Below are 19,313 nucleotides of genomic sequence, written 5' to 3' on the forward strand. Positions count from 1 at the left end.
GCCTCTCCAGCGCCCCGCCAGTGCATCTCTGCGCCGCCGGTGAGGGGGGTTCTACGGCTACTAAAGCACACCCGCAACCCCCTTTTTCAAGAAAATGCAAAGATACGTGGTTTTATTTCCAAATCAGATAATACCCCTTGTTTACAAAGGGCTTTTCATGCGCTGCAGCCAAGGCGGTAGGGCCCGCGGCCGAAGATATTGCCACTTTGGAGCGCATCAGATGTCATTTCAGGCCCAATTACGTGAATCAACCCATCACAACCGCCATGCGACTCGACTCGTGGGTGGCTGGCCTGGGTTATGCATTGCCTCCGGACCAATCGCACGGGTCAACCGTGTCCCTGACCCCGAGGCGATGCAGCCGCGCACAGCAGTATATAGAGTACGCACGACCCCGTCTTTCGGAGGCTGGCGGAAAACATGACCTATCCAATAGGCCCGCTGCGTCCTATGTTGCTTTGGACTGTTCAAGAAAAGAGGACAGAGCGATGCTGTCATTCCGCATTTTGGTTGCCCTGTTTCTGTTGGCCCTCCCCGGACTGGCTGCTGCCAAGTCACTCGCCCTGATTATCGGCAATGACACCTATGATAATGTCCCCAGCCTGCAAAAGGCCCGTGCCGACGCATCCGGCTATCAGGACGTGCTGCAAGGTCTGGGCTTTGATGTCACCATGCGCACAGATCTGAATGGTCGTGACATGGGGTTCGAACTGGCTACTTTTCTTGATCGCATTGCCCCCGGTGATACGGTGGCCTTTGTCTTTTCCGGCCACGGCTGGAGCGACGGGCGCGAGAATTTTCTTGTGCCGACAGATATTCGTGTCGGAGGTTCGGAAACCCTGATCGCGCGGGAAAGCTTTGCGCTGCGCAACGGCGTCAACGGAATCATTGATGAAATTGCCAAGCGCGGTGCCGGTCTGACGCTGGCCATCGTTGATGCCTGCCGCGACAACCCGTTTGCGACGGATCAAGGCACCCGCTCTGTCGGGCTGGCCCGAGGGCTGGCCCCGATTGATGCGCCGACGGGCACGTTCGTTGCCTTTTCCGCAGGTGCCGGTCAGACAGCATTGGATCGTTTGTCGGACGACGACCCCGCCCCCTATTCCGTGTTCACCCGGCATTTTCTGACGGAGCTTGCCAAACCGCAGGATTTGCAGTCTGCCTTCAAGCGCACCCAAAGACTGGTAAATGAAGAGGCAGGGCGCATAGGTCACCCGCAACGCCCCGCCTATTATGACGAGGTCATCGGTGCTGCCTGTTTGTCCGGCCTGTGCGATGGCGCGACCATCGTTGCCCAACCGAAGCCCGCCCCGGACCGCAATGCCGCTGCTGCCCGCGATTGGGAAGCTTTCAGAAACAGCAATTCGATAGATGCGCTGCGCCTGTTTCAGCAACAATATACAGACACCGCCTATGCGGCTCTGGCGAACGAACGCATCGCGCAGTTGCAGGTACCCGAGGCCAAGCCGCAGCCAACCACCACCACACCAGTAACAAGACAACAAGCCCGCCCCGGATGGTGCCCCAACGCCCGCACAAGAACCGAGCGGGCGATTTGTGCCAACGATACGCTATCGGCGCTCGATATCGCACTCGAAGCGGCATTCAAGGCAAAGCGCGCGACGCTAAACGGTGCGGCACGCGACGCGCTTTTGACGCAACAACGGGCATGGCTGCGTGACAGGGACAGTTGCGGTGACAGTGTCTCTTGCATGCAGACAACTTACGCATTGCGGCTTGATCAGCTGCGCAACTGATGCGGCGCAAAAGCCACCCTTTCAGACCGCGTCGAAAATAGTTGAACACCCTCCTGCAAGAAAAGGCTATCAACAGACAAAACAAAAGCAGAGCAGGCTACATGACCAAACATACCATGGAAGACGACCTTCGCGACAAGATCATCGACAACCCACGGGTCCTATTGGACGATCACGCCATCATGCGCGCGCTGGTCGAAGCAAACGAAGGCCAGCAAGGCACGAACATCGTTGATCTGCGCGCCATCGCGATGAACCGGCTCGAGGCGCGGTTTGACCGGCTTGAGGACACACACCGCAACGTCATCGCCGCCGCATACGACAATCTGGCAGGCACAAATCAGGTGCACAGGGCGATCTTGCGGATGATGGACGCCGCGGATTTTGCGACTTTCCTTGCTGACCTGACCGGCGACGTGGCCAATACGCTGCGGGTTGATGCCATTCGGCTGGTGCTTGAAACAGAGACCCCCGAAAGCGAAAACACCATGGGCCCCGTTGTGGCGCTCGCCCCGATCGGTTTTGTCGATGACTATATCACCCTTGGTCGCAACATGCCTGCCCGGCAGGTCACATTACGCGGATATAAAAACCACGGCGCGAGCCTTTACGGTGATCGCGCAGGCTACATCCAGTCAGAGGCCTGCCTGAAGCTGGACTTCGGCCCTGACCACATGCCCGGCCTGCTGGTCATGGGGTCAGAGGACCCGCAGCAATTTACACCGCAGCAGGGCACCGACCTGCTGACATTCTTTACCGGCGTGTTTGAACGGGTGATGCGCCGCTGGCTGGCCTGACATGATCGCCCCTGCCCTTTCGGATGCTTTGGCCAAATGGCTTGACCATCAACGCGCCTTGGCCGGGGCGGCACAGAACACCATTGCCGCCTATCAGGCCGATGTGCTGGGTTTTTTGTCATTCATGACGCAGTATAATGGCGCAACCCAGGGGCTTGGCCCGGTGTCCAGGATCGGCGTGCGCGATATGCGCGCGTGGATGGCCAATGAGCGTAGCCGCGGCGTCAGCGCGCGCAGTCTTGCAAGATCGCTTTCGGCAGTAAAGTCATTCTATCGTTGGCTGGCAGAACGCGAAGGGTTTGAACCCACGGCCGTTCTGTCCACGCGGGCACCGAAATTTCAGCGCAAACTGCCACGGCCATTGGCCGAAGACAGTGCGCGCGCAATGATCGACATGGTCGAAGTGCAAGCCCGTGACCCTTGGGTTGCCGCCCGCGACAGCGCCGTTGTGACCCTGCTTTATGGCTGCGGTCTGCGGATATCAGAGGCGCTGGGGCTGACCGGTGCCGATGCGCCCTTGCCTGCTGTATTGCGGATCACCGGCAAAGGCGGCAAGGAACGTATCGTACCTGTTCTGGATGCGGCACGCGATGCGGTTGAAAGCTACCGCAAGATTTGCCCCCATGAACTGGCTGAAGACGACCCACTCTTTCGTGGTGTGCGGGGCGGCCCACTGCCCCCCCGTGCCATTCAAAAGGTGATGGAACGCGCCCGATTACAAATGGGCTTGCCCGCCAGCGCCACACCGCACGCCATGCGCCATTCCTTTGCGACCCATCTGTTGTCCGCTGGTGGCGATTTACGCGTGATCCAAGAGCTACTGGGTCACGCCTCCCTGTCCACGACACAGGCCTACACGGCGGTCGATGCCAGTCGCCTGATGGAAGTCTATGACAAGGCCCATCCCAAGGCCTGAGAATGTTGCAACGGATTTCACGTGTTCGTGCAAAGCTGTCAATTGGCTTGCGCCAAACCCCATGCGAATGTTCATTCATGCACAGAGTTAATGAATTACTGAAGGACAGCCCATGAAATTCCGCGCCGCTTTGACCGCCCTTGCCCTTTTTCCCGCCAGCACTGCCTTTGCACAGGATTGTACGGCCTACACCGCTGAAGACCCCTATGATCTGACGGAAGCTGAAATTGCCGCCTTTTACGACTGTCTCAAGGAGAGTATGGCAGAAGGGTACGCATCACAAGGCGACGCAGTGGGCAACGCCTATCGCGACTGGACCATCACCCAAACAGCCCCCGGGCTTGCGGGTGTTCATGGCAACCGTCTTTTGATCACATACGCAAACGAATTCGCCGCAGAACAGTATCTGCAATATGCTGAAGACATCACCATGCCTGTCGGGTCAGTACTGGCCAAGGAAAGCATCACCCTCAGTTCAAAACGGCAGGCCGCACGCCCCGGTCCTTTGTTTATCATGACAAAGCTTGCCGAAGGCGAAGCCCCCGAAGCCGACGACTGGCTTTACGCAGGCGTGCAGCCCAACGGCAAGGAAATGAAGATCAAGCAATCCTTCTGCCATGATTGCCACGTCAATTATGACTATCAGGACAATCTTGCCTACCCGCTGGAGGAGGTCCGCATCAGCCAATAGCTGCGGCAACAATGAAACGGTTGGAAAACCCGCGGGTCGCCTCGCGGGTTTTCTTTTTGCATCCCGCTTTATCATGGGTCATGACGTGGGCATGACACTTCGCACCAAAGCACTCGCCGTTCATCTTTTCACTGCCACCGGTGCCGTTTTCGCCATGCTGGCGATGCTCGCCGCCGTTGAAGAAAAATGGAGCCTTATGTTCCTGTGGCTTGTCGTCGCCTTCTTTGTGGATGGCATAGATGGGCCACTGGCGCGGAAGTATGACGTAAAAACCAACGCGCCCGAATTTGACGGGGTCCTGCTGGACCTGATTATTGACTATCTCACCTACGTGTTCGTGCCGGCCTATGCCCTTTTCAAGTCCGGGTTGTTGCCCGGCTGGACAGGATGGGTAGCGATCATCGTCATCACCTTCACATCGGCGCTGTATTTTGCAGATACACGGATGAAAACAGCCGACAATTCATTCTCGGGGTTTCCGGGCTGCTGGAACATGCTGGTCTTGGTGATTTTCGCGCTCGAGCCGAATTTCTGGGTGTCTCTGGTGCTTGTCACAATTCTGGCCGTTGCGATGTTCGTGCCTTTGAAATTTGTTCATCCGGTGCGCACGGACCGCTGGCGCATCGTCACTTTGCCCACTGCACTTGCATGGACGGCGTTTGCCGGTTGGGCGGCATGGGTCGATTTCCACCCGCAAAGCTGGGCGCATTGGGGCTTGGTCGTCACATCGGTCTACCTGCTGTTTGCGGGCGTTACACAGCAAATGTTCCCGCAGCGCACTGCCACCTGAGCGGTTCAGTGTCCTTGCCCGGACTTGTCACCACGTGACAACCTTTCGCTTGTCGGACGGCGCTGCAAACACTTCTTCTGAAATTAATCCATTCGTGCTATGGATGAAAAAGACCAATGCAGCACACCCCATTCCAGGGAGATCACATGTACCGTCAGGCCAAGCGCAGTTCCGCGAATACCGCATTTGCCCGCCCGGTCCGTAGCGGACAGTCCGCGTTGCAGCGCGCCGCGAACAACAGCCCACGTCTGGCCAGTTTGAAGGCCCTGCAGGCGATGGCCGTACAGCCCGTACAGCCCGTACAGCGCATGGAGGAAGATGAACTACAAGGCAAATTCATTCAGCGCATGGAAGACGAAGAGTTGATGCAGGGCAAAGCGATCCAGCGGATGGAAGAGGATGAGCTTCAAGGCAAATTCATCCAGCGCATGGAAGACGAAGAACTGATGCAAGGCAAGGCGATCCAGCGCGTCGAAACACCCAAGACCAACAACACGGGCCTGCCAGATAACCTGAAATCCGGGATCGAAAACCTTTCCGGGATGTCGATGGACGGGGTCAAAGTCCACCGCAACTCTGACAAACCCGCGGCCGTGCAGGCGCACGCTTACGCCCAGGGCACCGACATCCACCTCGGCCCCGGTCAAGAACAGCACCTGCCCCACGAGGCATGGCACGTGGTGCAACAGGCCCAAGGGCGGGTGAAGCCCACGATGCAGTTGCAGGGCGTGGCGGTAAACGATGATGCGGGGCTGGAGGCTGAGGCCGATGTGATGGGGGCGAAGGCGTTGCAAACAAAACCATCTAACGACAGTGCTAATAGTCCAACAAAGGTTGCGGGTAATTCACGCGCAAACGAGGACTCGATACAACGCTTGAAAGTTTCTGACGATCACATCCGCGCTGACATGCGACATCAGAAGGCCAGAAAACTATTTCATGAAGATACATTTGATGACGTTGAAACGCGCCTCGGCACGACGATAGCTGCCGCAACTAACGCCAACTTGGAAGCTGAAATTTCAAACAGTCGGGCGGCAAATCAACTGGACTACAGCGTCTTAAGTCAGCAAAAGGTAAGCTCCGAAAAGCAAATGACAAATTTTCTGAACACCAACCTCGATGATGAGCACATGTATGTACTGGATGGTTCGGATTTGCACGTGGCAATACGCGCCGATGGTAAGAAACTGCCGCATCCTACACTTGTCGGTGGTGATCCTGATGTGACATGCGCTGGCACATTGGAGTGGGGAATTAATGGCAGTGTCTTAGTGACGAGTGAGTCCGGACATTTTCGCCCCCCATCTGAGGGACCGGGCAAAAAGTTTGTCGCGAAAATGATGGCCAGAACAGAGAAAAGCAGTTTCAAGAAACGGGTTAAGGGCAAGAAGAGAAATTGACTGCACTGACTGCCGCAGGGCCAATGGACGAGTTCGCGACATCGTGGATAATAAATTGATGCACTGCTCTAGCGACCGCGACCAAATGGTGCGAAAACCCGCTTGTTGGTCTCAAGGCAACAATACCGCCGCCCCCTTACAAGCCTCAACAGCGCTTCGAGCCTGAGCAATGGACCAACCGTTATCCACTAAACCCGCGTGAGCACCACGCCGCCAATGATCATCACTGCCGCAAGCGCCTTGCCAAGACCCAGTTTTTCACCAAACCAGACCCAGCCAATCAGCACCGCAAACAATATCGACGTTTCGCGCAGCGCCGCCACCAAGGCAATTGGCGCAACCGTCATCGCCCAGACGGCTATGGCATAGGCCCCGTAAGATGCGCCAGCGGCCAAGCTGCCCATCATCCACGCGCGGCGGTCGGCTTTTAGTACCGCCCGCCCTCGCAGCAACAGGCAGACCGGCGTGAAAAACACCGCATCCAACGCAAACAGCCAGCCGACATAAGCAACCGCATCCCCCGAAACGCGCGCGCCCAAGCCATCGACCAGCGAATAGCCCGCCGTCGCCATGGCCGATCCCAGCGCAAGAGGCACCAAACGCCTGCTTTCGCCCGACGCAAACACCCCCTGCGCCATGGTTAGAATTCCCAGGCCCAGCACAAAGACACCGAGATATTCCCAACCACTGATCTGGTCGGCCAGAAACAATGCCGAAATCACGACCACCACCAAAGGGGCAGCCCCGCGGGCTATCGGGTAGACACGGCTCAGGTCGCCTTGTTCGTAGGCATAAGACAGGAACAGTTTATAAGCGGAATGAAATAGGCCCGAACCCAGCAACCAGACCCAGACATGCGCGTCGGGCATTGGCCGCGTCATTGCAATGGCCAGTCCCACCGCGCCCTGCACCAAAGTGAGGATCAACATGCCTGTCATCTTGGATGCACCCTGTTTGATCAGTGCGTTCCACGATGCATGCAAGAAAGCGGCCCCGATAACAGCCAGAAATACGGCAAAACTCATTGAATTAAATCAATAACCCCGCCGCACCTTCAAGCTTCAACAGCGCGACTTTTGCCTCGACACCGCCCATCCCGGAATAGCCACCTAGTCCGGATGCCCCCAACACACGATGACAAGGGATCAGGATCGCAATCGGGTTTGCGCCACAGGCTTGCCCGATCGCTTGGGCCGATACCCCAAGATCTTTGGCCAAATCTCCATAAGTGCGTGTTTCTCCGTAAGGGATTTCGCTCAAGGCGGCATAGAACGCTTGCTGAAACAGGTTTCCGCGTGGCGCGAGAGGTACTGTAAATTCCTTCAATGCGCCCGCAAAATACGCGGCCAACTCGTCGCTCAGTTGCCGGTGCAGCGGTCCGCCTGTCAGCGATCCAGCCTTGCCCCAGACCAGCGCAGTGACAGCCCCATCCGCTGCGTCCGCGCCAAGCGGTCCAACCGGCGACTGCGCACAGATCATCCACGCATCCCGCGCACGGCCATCATCGTGGCTGTCATTGTGGCAAAGGTCTTTTCAGCCCCTTCACTGATGGCAACGGCCCGCCCTTGGGTGAATGTCAGCGTGCGACCCGACTTGACGACCTCGCCCTCGAAACGGAACGCCTCACCTGCCGCCGGTGACATGAAATTCGATTTGAACTCGACCGTCAGCACCTCCGCTTCGGCCTCCATCAGGGTGAAGGCCGCAAACCCGCAAGCGCTGTCCATCGCGGTGGTAATGATACCCGCGTGCATGTACCCATGATGCTGGGTGAAAGCGGGGTTGAAGGGCATCTGCAACGTCACCTGCCCCGGCGCGATGTCGGCCAGGGTGATCCCCATGCTGGACATGGCACCTTGCCGCTCAAAATCCGCGCGGAGCCGCGCGACAGCATCGGGATTGCGAAACTGGGCCATTCTGCCTCCTCTTTTTTTTGCACTCTAGCCGAATTCCGGAGCAGGAACAGGGGGCTTGGGTTTGGCCGCCGCAGCGCTTAAGTTTCAAGGTACGGAGGCAACGGATGCAGCATTTCTCACTTCTCGACCTTTCCCCTATTCCTGAAGGCCACACAGCCGCCGACGCGCTGGCCAACTCGGTGGCGCTGGCACAACTGGCAGAACGCAGCGGTTATCACCGCTTTTGGCTGGCAGAGCATCATAATATGCCCGGCATCGCCTCTGCAGCGACCTCTGTTGTCATTGGCCATGTCGCAGGGGCGACCAAAACCATGCGCGTCGGGGCGGGCGGGATCATGTTGCCAAACCATGCGCCCCTGATGGTGGCCGAACAATTCGGCACGCTGGCCACGCTATACCCTGATCGTATTGACCTTGGCTTGGGGCGCGCCCCGGGGTCCGACATGGCGACCGCCCGCGCTTTGCGGCGGCATATGGCACCAGACGACAGCTTTCCGCAGGATGTATTGGAACTGCTGGACTATCTGGGTGACGACCCAACGCAGGTGCAGGCGATCCCCGGACAAGGCACCAACGTTCCCGTTTGGATTCTGGGGTCCAGCCTGTATGGCGCGCAATTGGCTGCGTATCTGGGGCTGCCCTATGCCTTTGCCTCGCATTTTGCGCCCGCGATGCTGGCGCAGGCTGCGCAAGTCTATCGCGAGACGTTCAAGCCGTCCGCATATCTGGCCAAGCCCTATTTCATGATGGCCGCCGGAGTCTGCGCCGCGGAAACGGATGACGAAGCCGCGTTCTTGCGCACGTCGCAGCAGTTAGCATTTGCCAAGCTGCGCAGCGGCACACCGGGCAAACTGCCGCGTCCGGTCACGGACATAGCAGCACACGTGCCTGCCCATGTGCTGGAGGGCGTCGATCAAGCCTTGGGCTGTTCCGCCACAGGGTCACCCGCGACCGTGAGGCAGAAATTGCAGGGTCTGATTGCAGACTATCAACCGGACGAAGTAATCCTGACGGGGATGATCCACGACCAAGTGGCGCGCCTGCGGTCTTTTGAAATCGCCGCAGAAGTGATGCGCGACTTGCGCGAAACGGCACAGGCGGCGTGAAGAAAACCGGCCCCGCGTGGACGGGGCCGGGTCGGATTAGCTTAGCGCCGCGTCACAGCGGCCACAGACGCCCGCATGGGAATGCGTGCCAACGTCGGGCAGTATTTTCCAGCAACGTTCGCATTTGTCGCCCGCAGCCCGCGCGAACATGACGGCCACATCTGCCACGTCGTCCAGACGGAACGCATCAGCCGGAGCTTTGTCCGTGCTGACAGTGATCCCCGAGGTGATGCAAAGATCATCAAAATTGACCGTTCCCAACACCTTGGCGACATCTTCGGTGACATAGACGGTCGGCGCGGCCTCAAGCGATGCACCGATGACCTTGTTGGTGCGCTCGACCTCCAACGCGCCTGTCACAACGCGCCGCACGCGGCGTACCTCGGCCCATTTGGCGGCAAGGTCGTCATTACGCCAATCAGCTGGCGTCTCTGCAAAATCCTCAAGATGGACAGAGCTTTCATCGCCGGGGAACCGCTCCAACCAGACCTCTTCCATCGTAAAGACCAGAACCGGGGCAAGCCATTTGGTGATCCGGTGGAACAGCATATCCAGCAGTGTCCGCGCGGCACGGCGGCGCGGCGTATCACCATCGCAATAAAGCGCATCCTTGCGGATATCGAAGTAAAAAGCCGACAGATCAAGCGTAGCAAAGTTGAACACCGCCTGCACAACCCCTTGGAAGTCGTAAGACGCATAGCCATCGCGCACGACCTGATCCAGTTCCGCCAGGCGGTGCAGCATCAACTGCTCCAATTCCGGCATATCAGCGGGTGCCACACGGTCGCTTGCGGTGAAATCGGACAGCGACCCCAGCATAAACCGCAGCGTGTTGCGCAACCGGCGATAGCTGTCTGCCACGCCTTTCAAGATCTCGTCCCCGATCCGCTGGTCGTTGGTATAGTCGACCTGAGCAACCCATAGACGCAGGATATCGGCGCCGTACTGGTCGGCCACCTTCTTGGGGGCGATGATGTTGCCCAGAGATTTGGACATCTTCATCCCCTTGGCGTCCAAAGTGAACCCGCAAGTCATCACACCACGATAAGGCGCGCGGCCAATGGTGCCGCAACCTTGTAACATGGATGAATGGAACCAGCCCCGGTGCTGGTCGGTGCCTTCAAGGTAAAGGTCGGCCAAGCCGTCCTCTGACCCGTCGGGGCGGTCGCGCAGAACGAACGCATGGGTCGATCCGCTGTCAAACCAGACATCAAGGATATCAAATATCTGCTCGTAATCATCATGGTTCACGGCATCGCCAAGGAAACGCGCCTTGGCCCCGTCCGCATACCACGCGTCCGCGCCTTCGGCCTCGAACGCTTCGAGCACGCGCGCGTTGACCGCGTCATTGCGCAAAAGAAAGTCAGGGTCGGTGTTCTTGGCGCCCTTTTTGACAAAGCATGTCAGCGGTACACCCCAAGCGCGCTGGCGGGACAGCACCCAGTCGGGCCGCGCCTCGATCATGGAATAAAGACGGTTGCGCCCCTTTGGTGGTGTCCATGTGACCAGCTCGTCGATCGAGGTCAGCGCCCGCTCACGGATCGTTTTGCCATAGGTATCCTGCCCGTCGCCCACGGGTCGATCGATGGCCACGAACCACTGCGGACGGTTCAAACGGATCACAGGCGCCTTGGACCGCCACGAATGCGCGTCAGAGATTGTGATGCGTTTCGTCGCGATCAGCGCGCCGACATCTTTGAGCTTCTCGATCACCGCTTTATTGGCACCACCGGGTTTGCCGTTGGGTTTCAGGATCGCCTCACCCCCAAAGAATGGCAGATCAGCGCGGTAGGAACTGTCATCAAGGATGTTGTAGGTCATCGGCAGGCCATATTTGACGCCGATGGCATAGTCGTCGTCACCATGGGATGGGGCCGTGTGGACCAGCCCCGTACCTGCATCGCTGGTCACATGGTCACCCGGCAGCAGCGGCACATCAAAATCCCATTCGGGGTCAGCACCAGCAAGCGGATGCGCGCAGACAAGCCCCGCCAATTGATCAGCGGGCACGTCAGAGGCACGTTTGAACATGCCTTCTTCCAAACGTGCCTTTTCCATCACGTCAGCGGCAAGATCGTCCGCAAGGATGTATTTGTCGCCGACCGCAGCCCAACAGACTTCGGGCGTACCGGTGACTTCGTACAGGCCATAAGAAATGTCAGGGCCAAAGCAGACCGCACGGTTTTGCGGGATGGTCCAAGGCGTAGTGGTAAAGATCAGAACTTGGGCGCCTTCCATCGTTTCATCGAATGAACGATTTAGCGCCGCATTTTGCTGCTGCAAACGTCTCTTCTCTTCAGCGCTAGCTTCTCGCGGTTCGCGATATGCTTCGGCATAACCATGTTTTTTCACCGGAAACTTCACCCAGATCGCATCGGTCTGGCGGTCGTGATATTCGACCTCGGCCTCGGCCAGCGCAGTCTTTTCCACCGGCGACCACATCACGGGCTTGGACCCCTGATAGAGCGTGCCGTTCATCAGGAACTTCTGGAATTCCTCGGCGATCACCCGCTCGGCATGGAAATCCATAGTCAGGTACGGGTCATCCCAGTTACCGGTCACGCCAAGGCGCTTGAATTCCTCGCGCTGGATATCGACCCATCCCGCGGCGAACTTGCGGCATTCCTGACGGAAGTCGATGACATCAACCTCATCCTTGTCGCGCCCCTTGTTGCGATATTGCTCTTCGATCTTCCATTCGATGGGCAGGCCGTGGCAATCCCAGCCGGGGACATAACGGGCATCGCGGCCCATCATCTGCTGCGACCGCACGACCATATCCTTGAGGATCTTGTTCAGCGCGTGGCCGATGTGCAAATGGCCGTTCGCATAGGGTGGGCCATCGTGCAGGGTGAAAGGCTTGCGCCCCTCGGCCTTTTCTCGAAGCTTTTGATAGACACCGATCTGCGCCCAGCGGGCCAGCCAGTCCGGTTCGCGTTTGGGCAGGCCAGCACGCATCGGAAAATCGGTGCGGGGCAGGTTCAAGGTGGATTTATAGTCGGTCTTTTCGGCGCACATCTGTCGTGTCCTTTAACATGTCAATCGGATGGGATGAGGAGCGGTGCGCGCACGCAGACACCTTTTCCCGGCTGGTTTGTCACTCAAACCGCCGGGCAGATAATGCGTATGATAATCCAATTCTTCATAGGCGGGCTTATAGGCCCACCCCTGCAACGGGTAAAGCCCAACTGCACATCAAATTGGCAGAAACAGACCCGTGGCTCAGCGGCAGTAGGACCCACGGCGATAGCGCGCTGTGTCAAAATGAAAATGATCGCGATGAAAGCGGTTTGCCTCGGGGCCAAGCACCGTCCCGAAGGGCCCGCATGCGGCGCGCCACATCTCCCGCAGACGCGCCCCGTCACCGTCTTTGTTCCAGTCGGTCAGCACCGTGATTTCCCGCCCGCTGCGCAACCGGATGCCCGCAATATCCAGCGCCCGGCCATTGGCATGTTCTGACAGACGCCCACTGCGCTGGCTGTTGCGGTTCCGGCAGGAATAGGAGCCGATGATGCGCAAACCCGCAACCCCGCCACCGGTATCCCCCACGGCCGGAATCGCCCCGTCCGTGACCCATGTCTTCAGGGCGCGCGCCGTCACACAGTCAATCCGCGCCGCCGGGGTCAACTGCACACCCGCCACGGACCGCACCTTGACCGCGCTGTAAATGCCGCAGCCCCCCGGCCCCGGCAATTTGCCCAGCGCTTCGCCCTGTATCGCCGGATCTTCGCAGACTTGCCCACGCAGGCGGGCCGCGCGTCGGGCGCGTGCAGCTGCCTCGATCGTCTCTGGGCGCGGACGCGGGCGCTGCGATTGGGTCAGTGCCAGTGGGCTAAAGGCAAACATCCCGACTTCGGCACGATGTTGCGGCAAGGTCGATGCCCCATAAGCCAGATCAGGCCGCAGATAGGGGCGGGCGATCGGCCGCAGGGTATCAAAGACGATGGTCGCCGCCTCTGCGCCTCTTGCAACCGGACGGATCGTGGGCGTTACATCGCGCGAAACGGGGCGCACGGTTTCTTGTGCGGCAACTGTCGTTGCCAAAAGGCACAACACCGCGCCCCAGCGGATCAATCTCCCTTCGCCTTGGCGCGGCCAAAGTTCGGCGCGTCCGTGTCCTGCCCCGCCTCGATGATCGACCGCCTGATTGCACGGGTGCGCGTGAAATATTCCTGCAAATGGTCGCCGTCCCCACGCCGGATGGCACGCTGCAACGCAAACAACTCTTCGGTGAAGCGGCCAAGGATCTGAAGCGTAGCATCTTTGTTATTCAGAAAAACATCGCGCCACATGACAGGGTCCGATGCAGCGATGCGGGTAAAATCACGAAAACCGGCGGCAGAGTATTTGATGACTTCGCTGTCGGTCACACGGCTCAGATCGTCAGCAACACCCACCATGGTATAGGCAATCAGGTGCGGCGTATGGCTGGTGACAGACAGCACAAGATCATGATGCTCTGCCTCCATCTCATCAATCAGCGCACCCATGCCGCGCCAAAGGTCGGCAAGCCGGGCCACGGCGTCACGGTCGCTGTCCGCCACTGGCACGATGATACAATAGCGATTTTCAAAAAGCTCGGCAAAGCCCGCACGGGGGCCGGAATGCTCTGTCCCGGCAAGCGGGTGCGCGGGGACAAAATGCACCCCTTGCGGCAGATGCGGTGCAACTTCGGCAATTACGGTCCGCTTGACAGAGCCCACATCGCTGACGGTCGCACCGGGTTTCAGCGCAGGCCCGATTTCACTGGCTACAGCGCCCATGGCGCCGACGGGAACACAAAGCACAACAAGATCAGCGTCTTTTGAAGCATCAAAAGCGCTATCTGCCACATGATCGCAAAAACCGACTTCACGCGCGATATCGCGGGTTTCAGCGGACCGCGCATAGCCCACGATTTCATCCACCAGCCCTGCGCGGCGCATCGCATGCGCCATGGATGATGCAATCAGGCCAAGGCCGATCAGGGCAACACGGCCATAAATAGCCGTCATTTCGTTGCACCTTTGAATTGCCCGACCGCATGCGCGACACGTCGGCAGGCGCTTTCGTCACCCACGGTGATCCGCAGGCAATGGGGTAGACCGTAACCTGCGACCTGCCGCACGATGATCCCTTCTGACCGCAAATGCGCATCGCAGGCCTGCGCTTCTGCCTGATCCGAAAACCGGGCAAGCACGAAGTTGGCTGTCGACGTGTCGGAAGGGACACCGCTTTCGGCCAACGCCGTCGCCAGCCACTCGCGCCATTTGGCATTTTCGACGCGGCATTTTTCAGTATAGGCGGTGTCGCGGACAGCAGCCTCGGCGGCAGCCAGAGCCGGCGTGGACAGATTGAACGGTCCACGAATCCGGTTAAGCACATCAATGATCGGCTGCGGGCCATAGCCCCAGCCAACACGCATGCCCCCCAGACCGAATATCTTCGAAAAGGTGCGGGTCATGACAACATTCCGGCGGCTCTCGACCAATGACAGGCCCGCGTCATAGCCTTCGACATATTCGGCATAGGCCCCGTCAAGCACCAGTATCGTTTGCGGTGGAATACCGTCAGCAAGGCGCGCCAATTCAGCCGCGCCAATCATCGTGCCTGTGGGATTGCCCGGATTGGCGATATAGACGAATTTCGTCTTGTCCGTGCAGGCAGCCAGAATGGCATCAACGTCCGTCACACGCTCGCGCTCGGGGACGACAACAGGAGTCGCCCCGACCGACCGGGCATAGATCGGATACATCGAAAACCCATGTTCGGTCATGATGATCTCATCACCCGGACCGGCGTATCCTTCGGCCAAAAGCTTGAGCACATCCCCTGACCCAACCGCGCAAAAGACCCGCGCAGGGTCAACGCCCCAGACCTCGGCAATCGCTGACCGCAACGCCGCATGATCGGTGGAAGGGTAGCGATGCAAATCATGGGACGCGCGCACCACGGCGTCTTTTGCGGCATCACTTGGTCCCAGCGGGTTTTCGTTTGACGACAGCTTCAGCACATTGCTGATGCCGTCAATCTGCGACGCGCCACCCTGATACAGCGCAATGTCCATAATGCCCGGTTGCGGTTGAATACCGTCAGCCATAGTCCCTGATCCTCAATCGTTTGGCCTGTTCTATCGGGCCCGGGCCGCGATGAGCAACCCCATGCTTCTTGTGGCTATAAATATCCGCGCGCGCAGCGCAAAAAAGTCATGTCGCCAGTACATTCCGGAACTGCCATGGATCACTTTCATCGATATCTTCAGGGAAATGTTCCCACCGGTCCTGTAGCGGGGTCCAGTCGGTGTAATGCGCTTCAACCGGGCCCAGATAGGGGCGCTGCACCTCAAGACATCGCGCATGGTCCATTTCATCGGTTTCGACAATGCCGGCGCTGGGGTTTTCAAGCGCCCAGACCATACCAGCCAGAACAGCAGACGTGACCTGTAGACCGGTCGCATTCTGATAGGGGGCGAGCGATTTGGTTTCGTCATTGGACAGGCGTGATCCGTACCAAAGCGCGTTCTTTTCATGCCCGTAGATCAGCACTCCAAGCTCATCAATGCCGGTGACGATTTCATCGACATCCAGAATCTCGTGGGTTTTCTGCTGCACCCCTGCCCCGAACATCTCATGTAGTGACAATACCGCATCATCGCAGGGGTGATAGGCGTAGTGGCAAGTGGGGCGGAAATCCGGCTTGGCAGGGTCGCCCACAGTGAAATAATCCGAAATACTGACCGACTCATTGTGTGTGACCAGAAACCCGAACTGCGGTCCGGGCGTCGGGCACCAGGTATGCACCCGCGTTATCGCACCCGGACGGGCAAACCAGATCGCAGACTGGCATCCTGTATCATGGCGCTGTGCTGTTTCCGGCATCCATTTTTCATGGGTCCCCCAGCCCAGTTCGGCTGGCTGAAACCCTTCGGCGATGAACCCTTCAACGGACCATGTATTGACAAACACGTCACGCGGGCGCGGCTTGGCGCGGGCTTGCGTGTCGCGTTCGGCGATATGCACGCCCTTGACGCCCAGCGACTGCATCAGCGCACCCCAAGCTGCGCGGTCAGCGGGCACCGGGTCAGCGCGGCCCAGATCGCGGGCCAGTGTCATCAATCCTTCCTTCACGAACCAGCTGACCATGCCGGGGTTGGCCCCACAGCAACTGACCGCAGTCGTGCCACCGAGGCTTGCGGCCTTTTCGTCGCGCACCTGTTGGCGCAGCGCATAGTTGGTGCGTTCTGCATTGTCCGTCATGTCGAAATAGAAACCGGCCCAGGGTTCAACGACCGTATCGATGTAAAGCACGCCCAGTTCACGGCAGAACCTCATCAGATCAAGCGATGAAGTGTCCACTGACAGGTTCACACAAAAGCCCTGGCCATCCGGAAACAGCCCGCCCAGCACCTGCCGGTAGTTGTCGGGGGTCAAGGCGATCTGGTGATGGGTGATCCCTTGCTCTGCCAGAAAGGCCGCACTGGCCGGATTGGGGTCGACGACGCAAAGCTTGTCCGCATCATAGTCGAAGTGGCGCTGGATCAGGGGTAATGTGCCCTTCCCGATTGATCCAAAACCAATCATGACGATGTTGCCGTCAATGCGGCCGTAGTTGGGATAGCTGGTCATCCGTGCCTCTCGGAAGTTAGAATTTGGCCCAATTGATAAGGCAATGGCCCCCGGATGAAAATCAAAACAAAAAGGCCACGCAAGATAGCGTGGCCTTTTCGGAAGAGTGAGTGAGTGGCTCTTAGTTCTTCGCGTAGAATTCGACGACCAGATTTGGCTCCATCGTGACCGGATAGGGCACATCGCCAAGACCGGGTGTCCGTGTAAAGGTTGCGGTCATCTTGTTGTGATCGACTTCCATGTAGTCAGGCACGTCACGCTCTGGCAGTTGCGATGCAACCAGAACAAGCTCCAACTGCTTGGACTTCTGGCGCACTTCGATCACGTCGCCTTCTTTGACGCGGTAGGAAGGGATGTTTACCTTCTTGCCGTTCACTGTGACGTGGGCGTGGTTCACGAACTGACGCGCTGCAAAGATGGTTGGCACGAACTTGGCGCGGTACACAACAGCGTCCAGACGACGCTCCAGCAGACCAATGAGGTTTTCACCAGTGTCGCCTTTGACGCGCTCGGCCTCTGCATAAATGCGGCGGAACTGCTTTTCGGTCAGGTCGCCGTAGTAACCCTTGAGCTTTTGCTTGGCGCGCAACTGGATACCGAAGTCGGACAGTTTGCCCTTGCGGCGCTGACCGTGCTGGCCAGGGCCATATTCACGACGGTTGACGGGGGATTTCGGACGACCCCAGATGTTTTCGCCCATCCGGCGGTCAATTTTGTACTTGGCAGCGGTACGTTTGGTCATACGCTGATCTCCTTCTTTCAATTGCGAAGGGCGTTGTCCTTTCCCCGGATTTGGCCGGGACGACAGGGTTCCGCTTGCGCGGTCCACCAACACCAATGAAACGCGGCTTATAGCGATGATTCGATGTGTGTCAACGCAAAGAATCAGGCGTCCGGACGCACGATTGTGCCTTTGTCGCCCAAGTTTGACCACAAGACGATTACATATCGTTGCTACTGGTGAAGGATTTGTGATGACCCTGTTTCTGAGTGTGTGTTTTGCGTTTGCCGTAACCTTATGGATTGGCTTGCAAAGCTTGGTTAATCGGCGGCTGCACGGTCTCTCAGAAGCGTTGCCGTCAGCTTATGAGGACGCGGCATTTGCGGCCATTGATGACCCTCGTGCTTCGCATCTGATTCCGCTCGCGATTGACCTGACGCGTAAACAACGCTGCACACCGGCTTTTGACACCCTGTCTGATGCTGAACGCCGTGCCGCGCTCTTTGCACTGGCGGTCGAAACCCAGCCGCAATGGGTCGTCCGCCTCACCCATTTCAGGCTGCGCGGCAAGGAAAAAGCCTTGGTACAGCAGTTGCGCGATATCAAGTCGTCGCAACCCCATCACCCCGAACAGCATTTTGGCGCAGTTCGGGCACAACTCCAGTTGCGGACGTCCTCGGAAACCTGACATGTGGGGCCATGTCTGACGTGGTCCACCTTCCAAAGCCCTTCCATTTCGCCGCCGCCTTTGGCGCGGGCGCGCTATTGACATTGATGGTGCTGTTCAATGGCACCCTTGCTGCATACGGATCATTGTTCTTTTCTTCCTGGGTGCCGCATCTGACAGGCACCATCGCGGCACTGATTTTCTTGCTGGTCTTACGACCCAAGCGGCTAAGATCGGATCGCCCCCCGCTATGGACCTATCTTGGCGGCGTCTCGGGCGGTCTGACAGTCATGTTGACATCGGCCAGCATGAACAGCGCGCTGGCCCTTTCGGGCACAATCGCTCTGGGGCTGGCGGGCCAGGTGATATTCAGCCTGTTCGCAGATATGCGCGGTCTGTTTGGGCTGCCGCAAAAAATGCCGGGCTTGCGCGATGGCATTGCTCTGGGCCTCATTCTGGCAGGCAGTCTGGTTCTCATTTTCTTTGGGGGAAGTGTGTGACGTTATTTGTTATGTATGCCGTTCTGGCCGGCGGACTGGTCGGGCTGTCACGCCAGATCAACGGGAGGTTGGCTCTGTCTACCTCGGCGATGGAATCGTCGTTCTGGAACCACGCCGTCGGACTGGGATTTGTGACCATCACTGCCCTGCTGATCGGCGGCCTGTTTGCCGGAGAACCGCAAAGCGCGCCGTGGTGGGCCTATCTTGGTGGGCCGGTTGGGGTTGTTTTCATTGCCGCAGGCAGTTGGCTGATCGCCAGAATTGGCGCGGCACAGACCGCCATGCTGATCATCGCCGGACAGATGATATCGGGTGTCATGCTTGACCTGATCTTGGGTGCGCCGGGCAATCCTTTGGCGCGGATCACCGGCGTCGCACTGATTCTGACCGGCATGTGGGTCGCGCGGCGCTAGGCCTTCTGGTGGCCGCCTTGAGCCAAGTCTTA

At 58.5% G+C, this 19,313-nt stretch carries 19 protein-coding genes; 10 read left to right on the forward strand and 9 right to left on the reverse strand.

Going from position 1 to position 19,313, the window contains the following annotated elements:
- The first annotated feature begins 488 nt into the window (after nt 1–488).
- The 6 genes from C8N45_RS21875 (at nt 489) to C8N45_RS21900 (ending at nt 6,354) form a co-directional block, all read left to right on the forward strand.
- Nucleotides 489–1,757 (forward strand): caspase family protein, encoded by a 1,269-nt coding sequence (locus C8N45_RS21875; protein ID WP_168769562.1) that lies wholly within the window; start codon nt 489–491, stop codon nt 1,755–1,757.
- A 101-nt stretch (nt 1,758–1,858) separates the two neighbouring features.
- Nucleotides 1,859–2,554, forward strand: coding sequence for a DUF484 family protein (locus C8N45_RS21880; RefSeq protein ID WP_108389043.1), 696 nt, complete (start codon nt 1,859–1,861; stop codon nt 2,552–2,554).
- Nucleotide 2,555: 1 nt separating this feature from the next.
- Nucleotides 2,556–3,470, forward strand: coding sequence for a tyrosine recombinase XerC (locus tag C8N45_RS21885; protein WP_108389000.1), 915 nt, complete (start codon nt 2,556–2,558; stop codon nt 3,468–3,470).
- Nucleotides 3,471–3,582: 112 nt separating this feature from the next.
- Complete coding sequence (locus C8N45_RS21890; RefSeq protein ID WP_108389002.1) at nt 3,583–4,161, forward strand: cytochrome P460 family protein; 579 nt, start codon at nt 3,583–3,585, stop codon at nt 4,159–4,161.
- Nucleotides 4,162–4,252: 91 nt separating this feature from the next.
- Nucleotides 4,253–4,951: a CDP-alcohol phosphatidyltransferase family protein gene (locus C8N45_RS21895; RefSeq protein ID WP_108389045.1), complete on the forward strand. Its 699-nt coding sequence runs from the start codon at nt 4,253–4,255 to the stop codon at nt 4,949–4,951.
- Nucleotides 4,952–5,097: 146 nt separating this feature from the next.
- On the forward strand, nt 5,098–6,354 hold the full coding sequence (locus C8N45_RS21900; protein ID WP_211095496.1) for an eCIS core domain-containing protein: 1,257 nt from the start codon (nt 5,098–5,100) through the stop codon (nt 6,352–6,354).
- Between the two features lie 188 nt (nt 6,355–6,542).
- Here C8N45_RS21900 and C8N45_RS21905 read toward each other — a convergent pair whose 3' ends face one another.
- Genes C8N45_RS21905 through C8N45_RS21915 form a run of 3 tightly spaced genes read right to left on the reverse strand, consistent with a single transcriptional unit; the run spans nt 6,543 to nt 8,270 of the window.
- Nucleotides 6,543–7,379 carry an EamA family transporter gene (locus C8N45_RS21905; protein ID WP_108389004.1) on the reverse strand — a complete coding sequence of 279 codons (837 nt, stop codon included), beginning with the start codon at nt 7,377–7,379 and terminating at the stop codon, nt 6,543–6,545.
- 4 nt (nt 7,380–7,383) lie between these two features.
- Nucleotides 7,384–7,833 carry a methylated-DNA--[protein]-cysteine S-methyltransferase gene (locus tag C8N45_RS21910; protein WP_108389006.1) on the reverse strand — a complete coding sequence of 150 codons (450 nt, stop codon included), beginning with the start codon at nt 7,831–7,833 and terminating at the stop codon, nt 7,384–7,386.
- Nucleotides 7,830–8,270 (reverse strand): PaaI family thioesterase, encoded by a 441-nt coding sequence (locus tag C8N45_RS21915; RefSeq protein WP_108389008.1) that lies wholly within the window; start codon nt 8,268–8,270, stop codon nt 7,830–7,832. The genes C8N45_RS21910 and C8N45_RS21915 overlap by 4 nt, the downstream gene beginning before the upstream one ends.
- A gap of 104 nt (nt 8,271–8,374) precedes the next feature.
- Between C8N45_RS21915 and C8N45_RS21920 the strand changes: the two genes are divergently transcribed.
- Nucleotides 8,375–9,376: an LLM class flavin-dependent oxidoreductase gene (locus C8N45_RS21920; protein WP_108389010.1), complete on the forward strand. Its 1,002-nt coding sequence runs from the start codon at nt 8,375–8,377 to the stop codon at nt 9,374–9,376.
- A 36-nt stretch (nt 9,377–9,412) separates the two neighbouring features.
- Here C8N45_RS21920 and ileS read toward each other — a convergent pair whose 3' ends face one another.
- The 6 genes from ileS to rpsD all read right to left on the reverse strand — a co-directional run bounded on the left by ileS (nt 9,413) and on the right by rpsD (nt 17,722).
- Nucleotides 9,413–12,394 carry an isoleucine--tRNA ligase gene (gene ileS / locus C8N45_RS21925; protein ID WP_108389012.1) on the reverse strand — a complete coding sequence of 994 codons (2,982 nt, stop codon included), beginning with the start codon at nt 12,392–12,394 and terminating at the stop codon, nt 9,413–9,415.
- A 204-nt stretch (nt 12,395–12,598) separates the two neighbouring features.
- On the reverse strand, nt 12,599–13,450 hold the full coding sequence (locus C8N45_RS21930) for an extensin-like domain-containing protein (RefSeq protein ID WP_108389014.1): 852 nt from the start codon (nt 13,448–13,450) through the stop codon (nt 12,599–12,601).
- The gene (locus C8N45_RS21935) at nt 13,447–14,370 is read right to left on the reverse strand and encodes a prephenate/arogenate dehydrogenase family protein (protein ID WP_108389016.1); all 924 of its coding nucleotides are present in this window, start codon (nt 14,368–14,370) and stop codon (nt 13,447–13,449) included. The genes C8N45_RS21930 and C8N45_RS21935 overlap by 4 nt, the downstream gene beginning before the upstream one ends.
- The gene (gene hisC / locus C8N45_RS21940; RefSeq protein WP_108389018.1) at nt 14,367–15,455 is read right to left on the reverse strand and encodes a histidinol-phosphate transaminase; all 1,089 of its coding nucleotides are present in this window, start codon (nt 15,453–15,455) and stop codon (nt 14,367–14,369) included. The genes C8N45_RS21935 and hisC overlap by 4 nt, the downstream gene beginning before the upstream one ends.
- A gap of 106 nt (nt 15,456–15,561) precedes the next feature.
- Nucleotides 15,562–16,980 (reverse strand): homospermidine synthase, encoded by a 1,419-nt coding sequence (locus C8N45_RS21945; protein WP_108389021.1) that lies wholly within the window; start codon nt 16,978–16,980, stop codon nt 15,562–15,564.
- A 121-nt stretch (nt 16,981–17,101) separates the two neighbouring features.
- Nucleotides 17,102–17,722, reverse strand: a complete 621-nt coding sequence (gene rpsD / locus C8N45_RS21950) for a 30S ribosomal protein S4 (RefSeq protein ID WP_108389023.1) — start codon at nt 17,720–17,722, stop codon at nt 17,102–17,104.
- 232 nt (nt 17,723–17,954) lie between these two features.
- Between rpsD and C8N45_RS21955 the strand changes: the two genes are divergently transcribed.
- From C8N45_RS21955 to C8N45_RS21965, 3 genes are read left to right on the forward strand one after another with little or no spacing between them, the layout of a single operon-like run.
- On the forward strand, nt 17,955–18,389 hold the full coding sequence (locus C8N45_RS21955; RefSeq protein WP_108389025.1) for a hypothetical protein: 435 nt from the start codon (nt 17,955–17,957) through the stop codon (nt 18,387–18,389).
- An 11-nt stretch (nt 18,390–18,400) separates the two neighbouring features.
- A complete protein-coding gene (locus C8N45_RS21960; RefSeq protein ID WP_108389027.1) occupies nt 18,401–18,868 on the forward strand; it encodes a DMT family transporter in 468 nt (155 codons plus the stop codon).
- On the forward strand, nt 18,865–19,281 hold the full coding sequence (locus tag C8N45_RS21965; RefSeq protein ID WP_181868970.1) for a DMT family transporter: 417 nt from the start codon (nt 18,865–18,867) through the stop codon (nt 19,279–19,281). Before C8N45_RS21960 ends, C8N45_RS21965 begins: the two co-directional genes overlap by 4 nt.
- Nucleotides 19,282–19,313 lie beyond the last annotated feature (32 nt).

Source organism: Yoonia sediminilitoris (genome assembly GCF_003058085.1).
GTDB lineage: Bacteria > Pseudomonadota > Alphaproteobacteria > Rhodobacterales > Rhodobacteraceae > Yoonia > Yoonia sediminilitoris.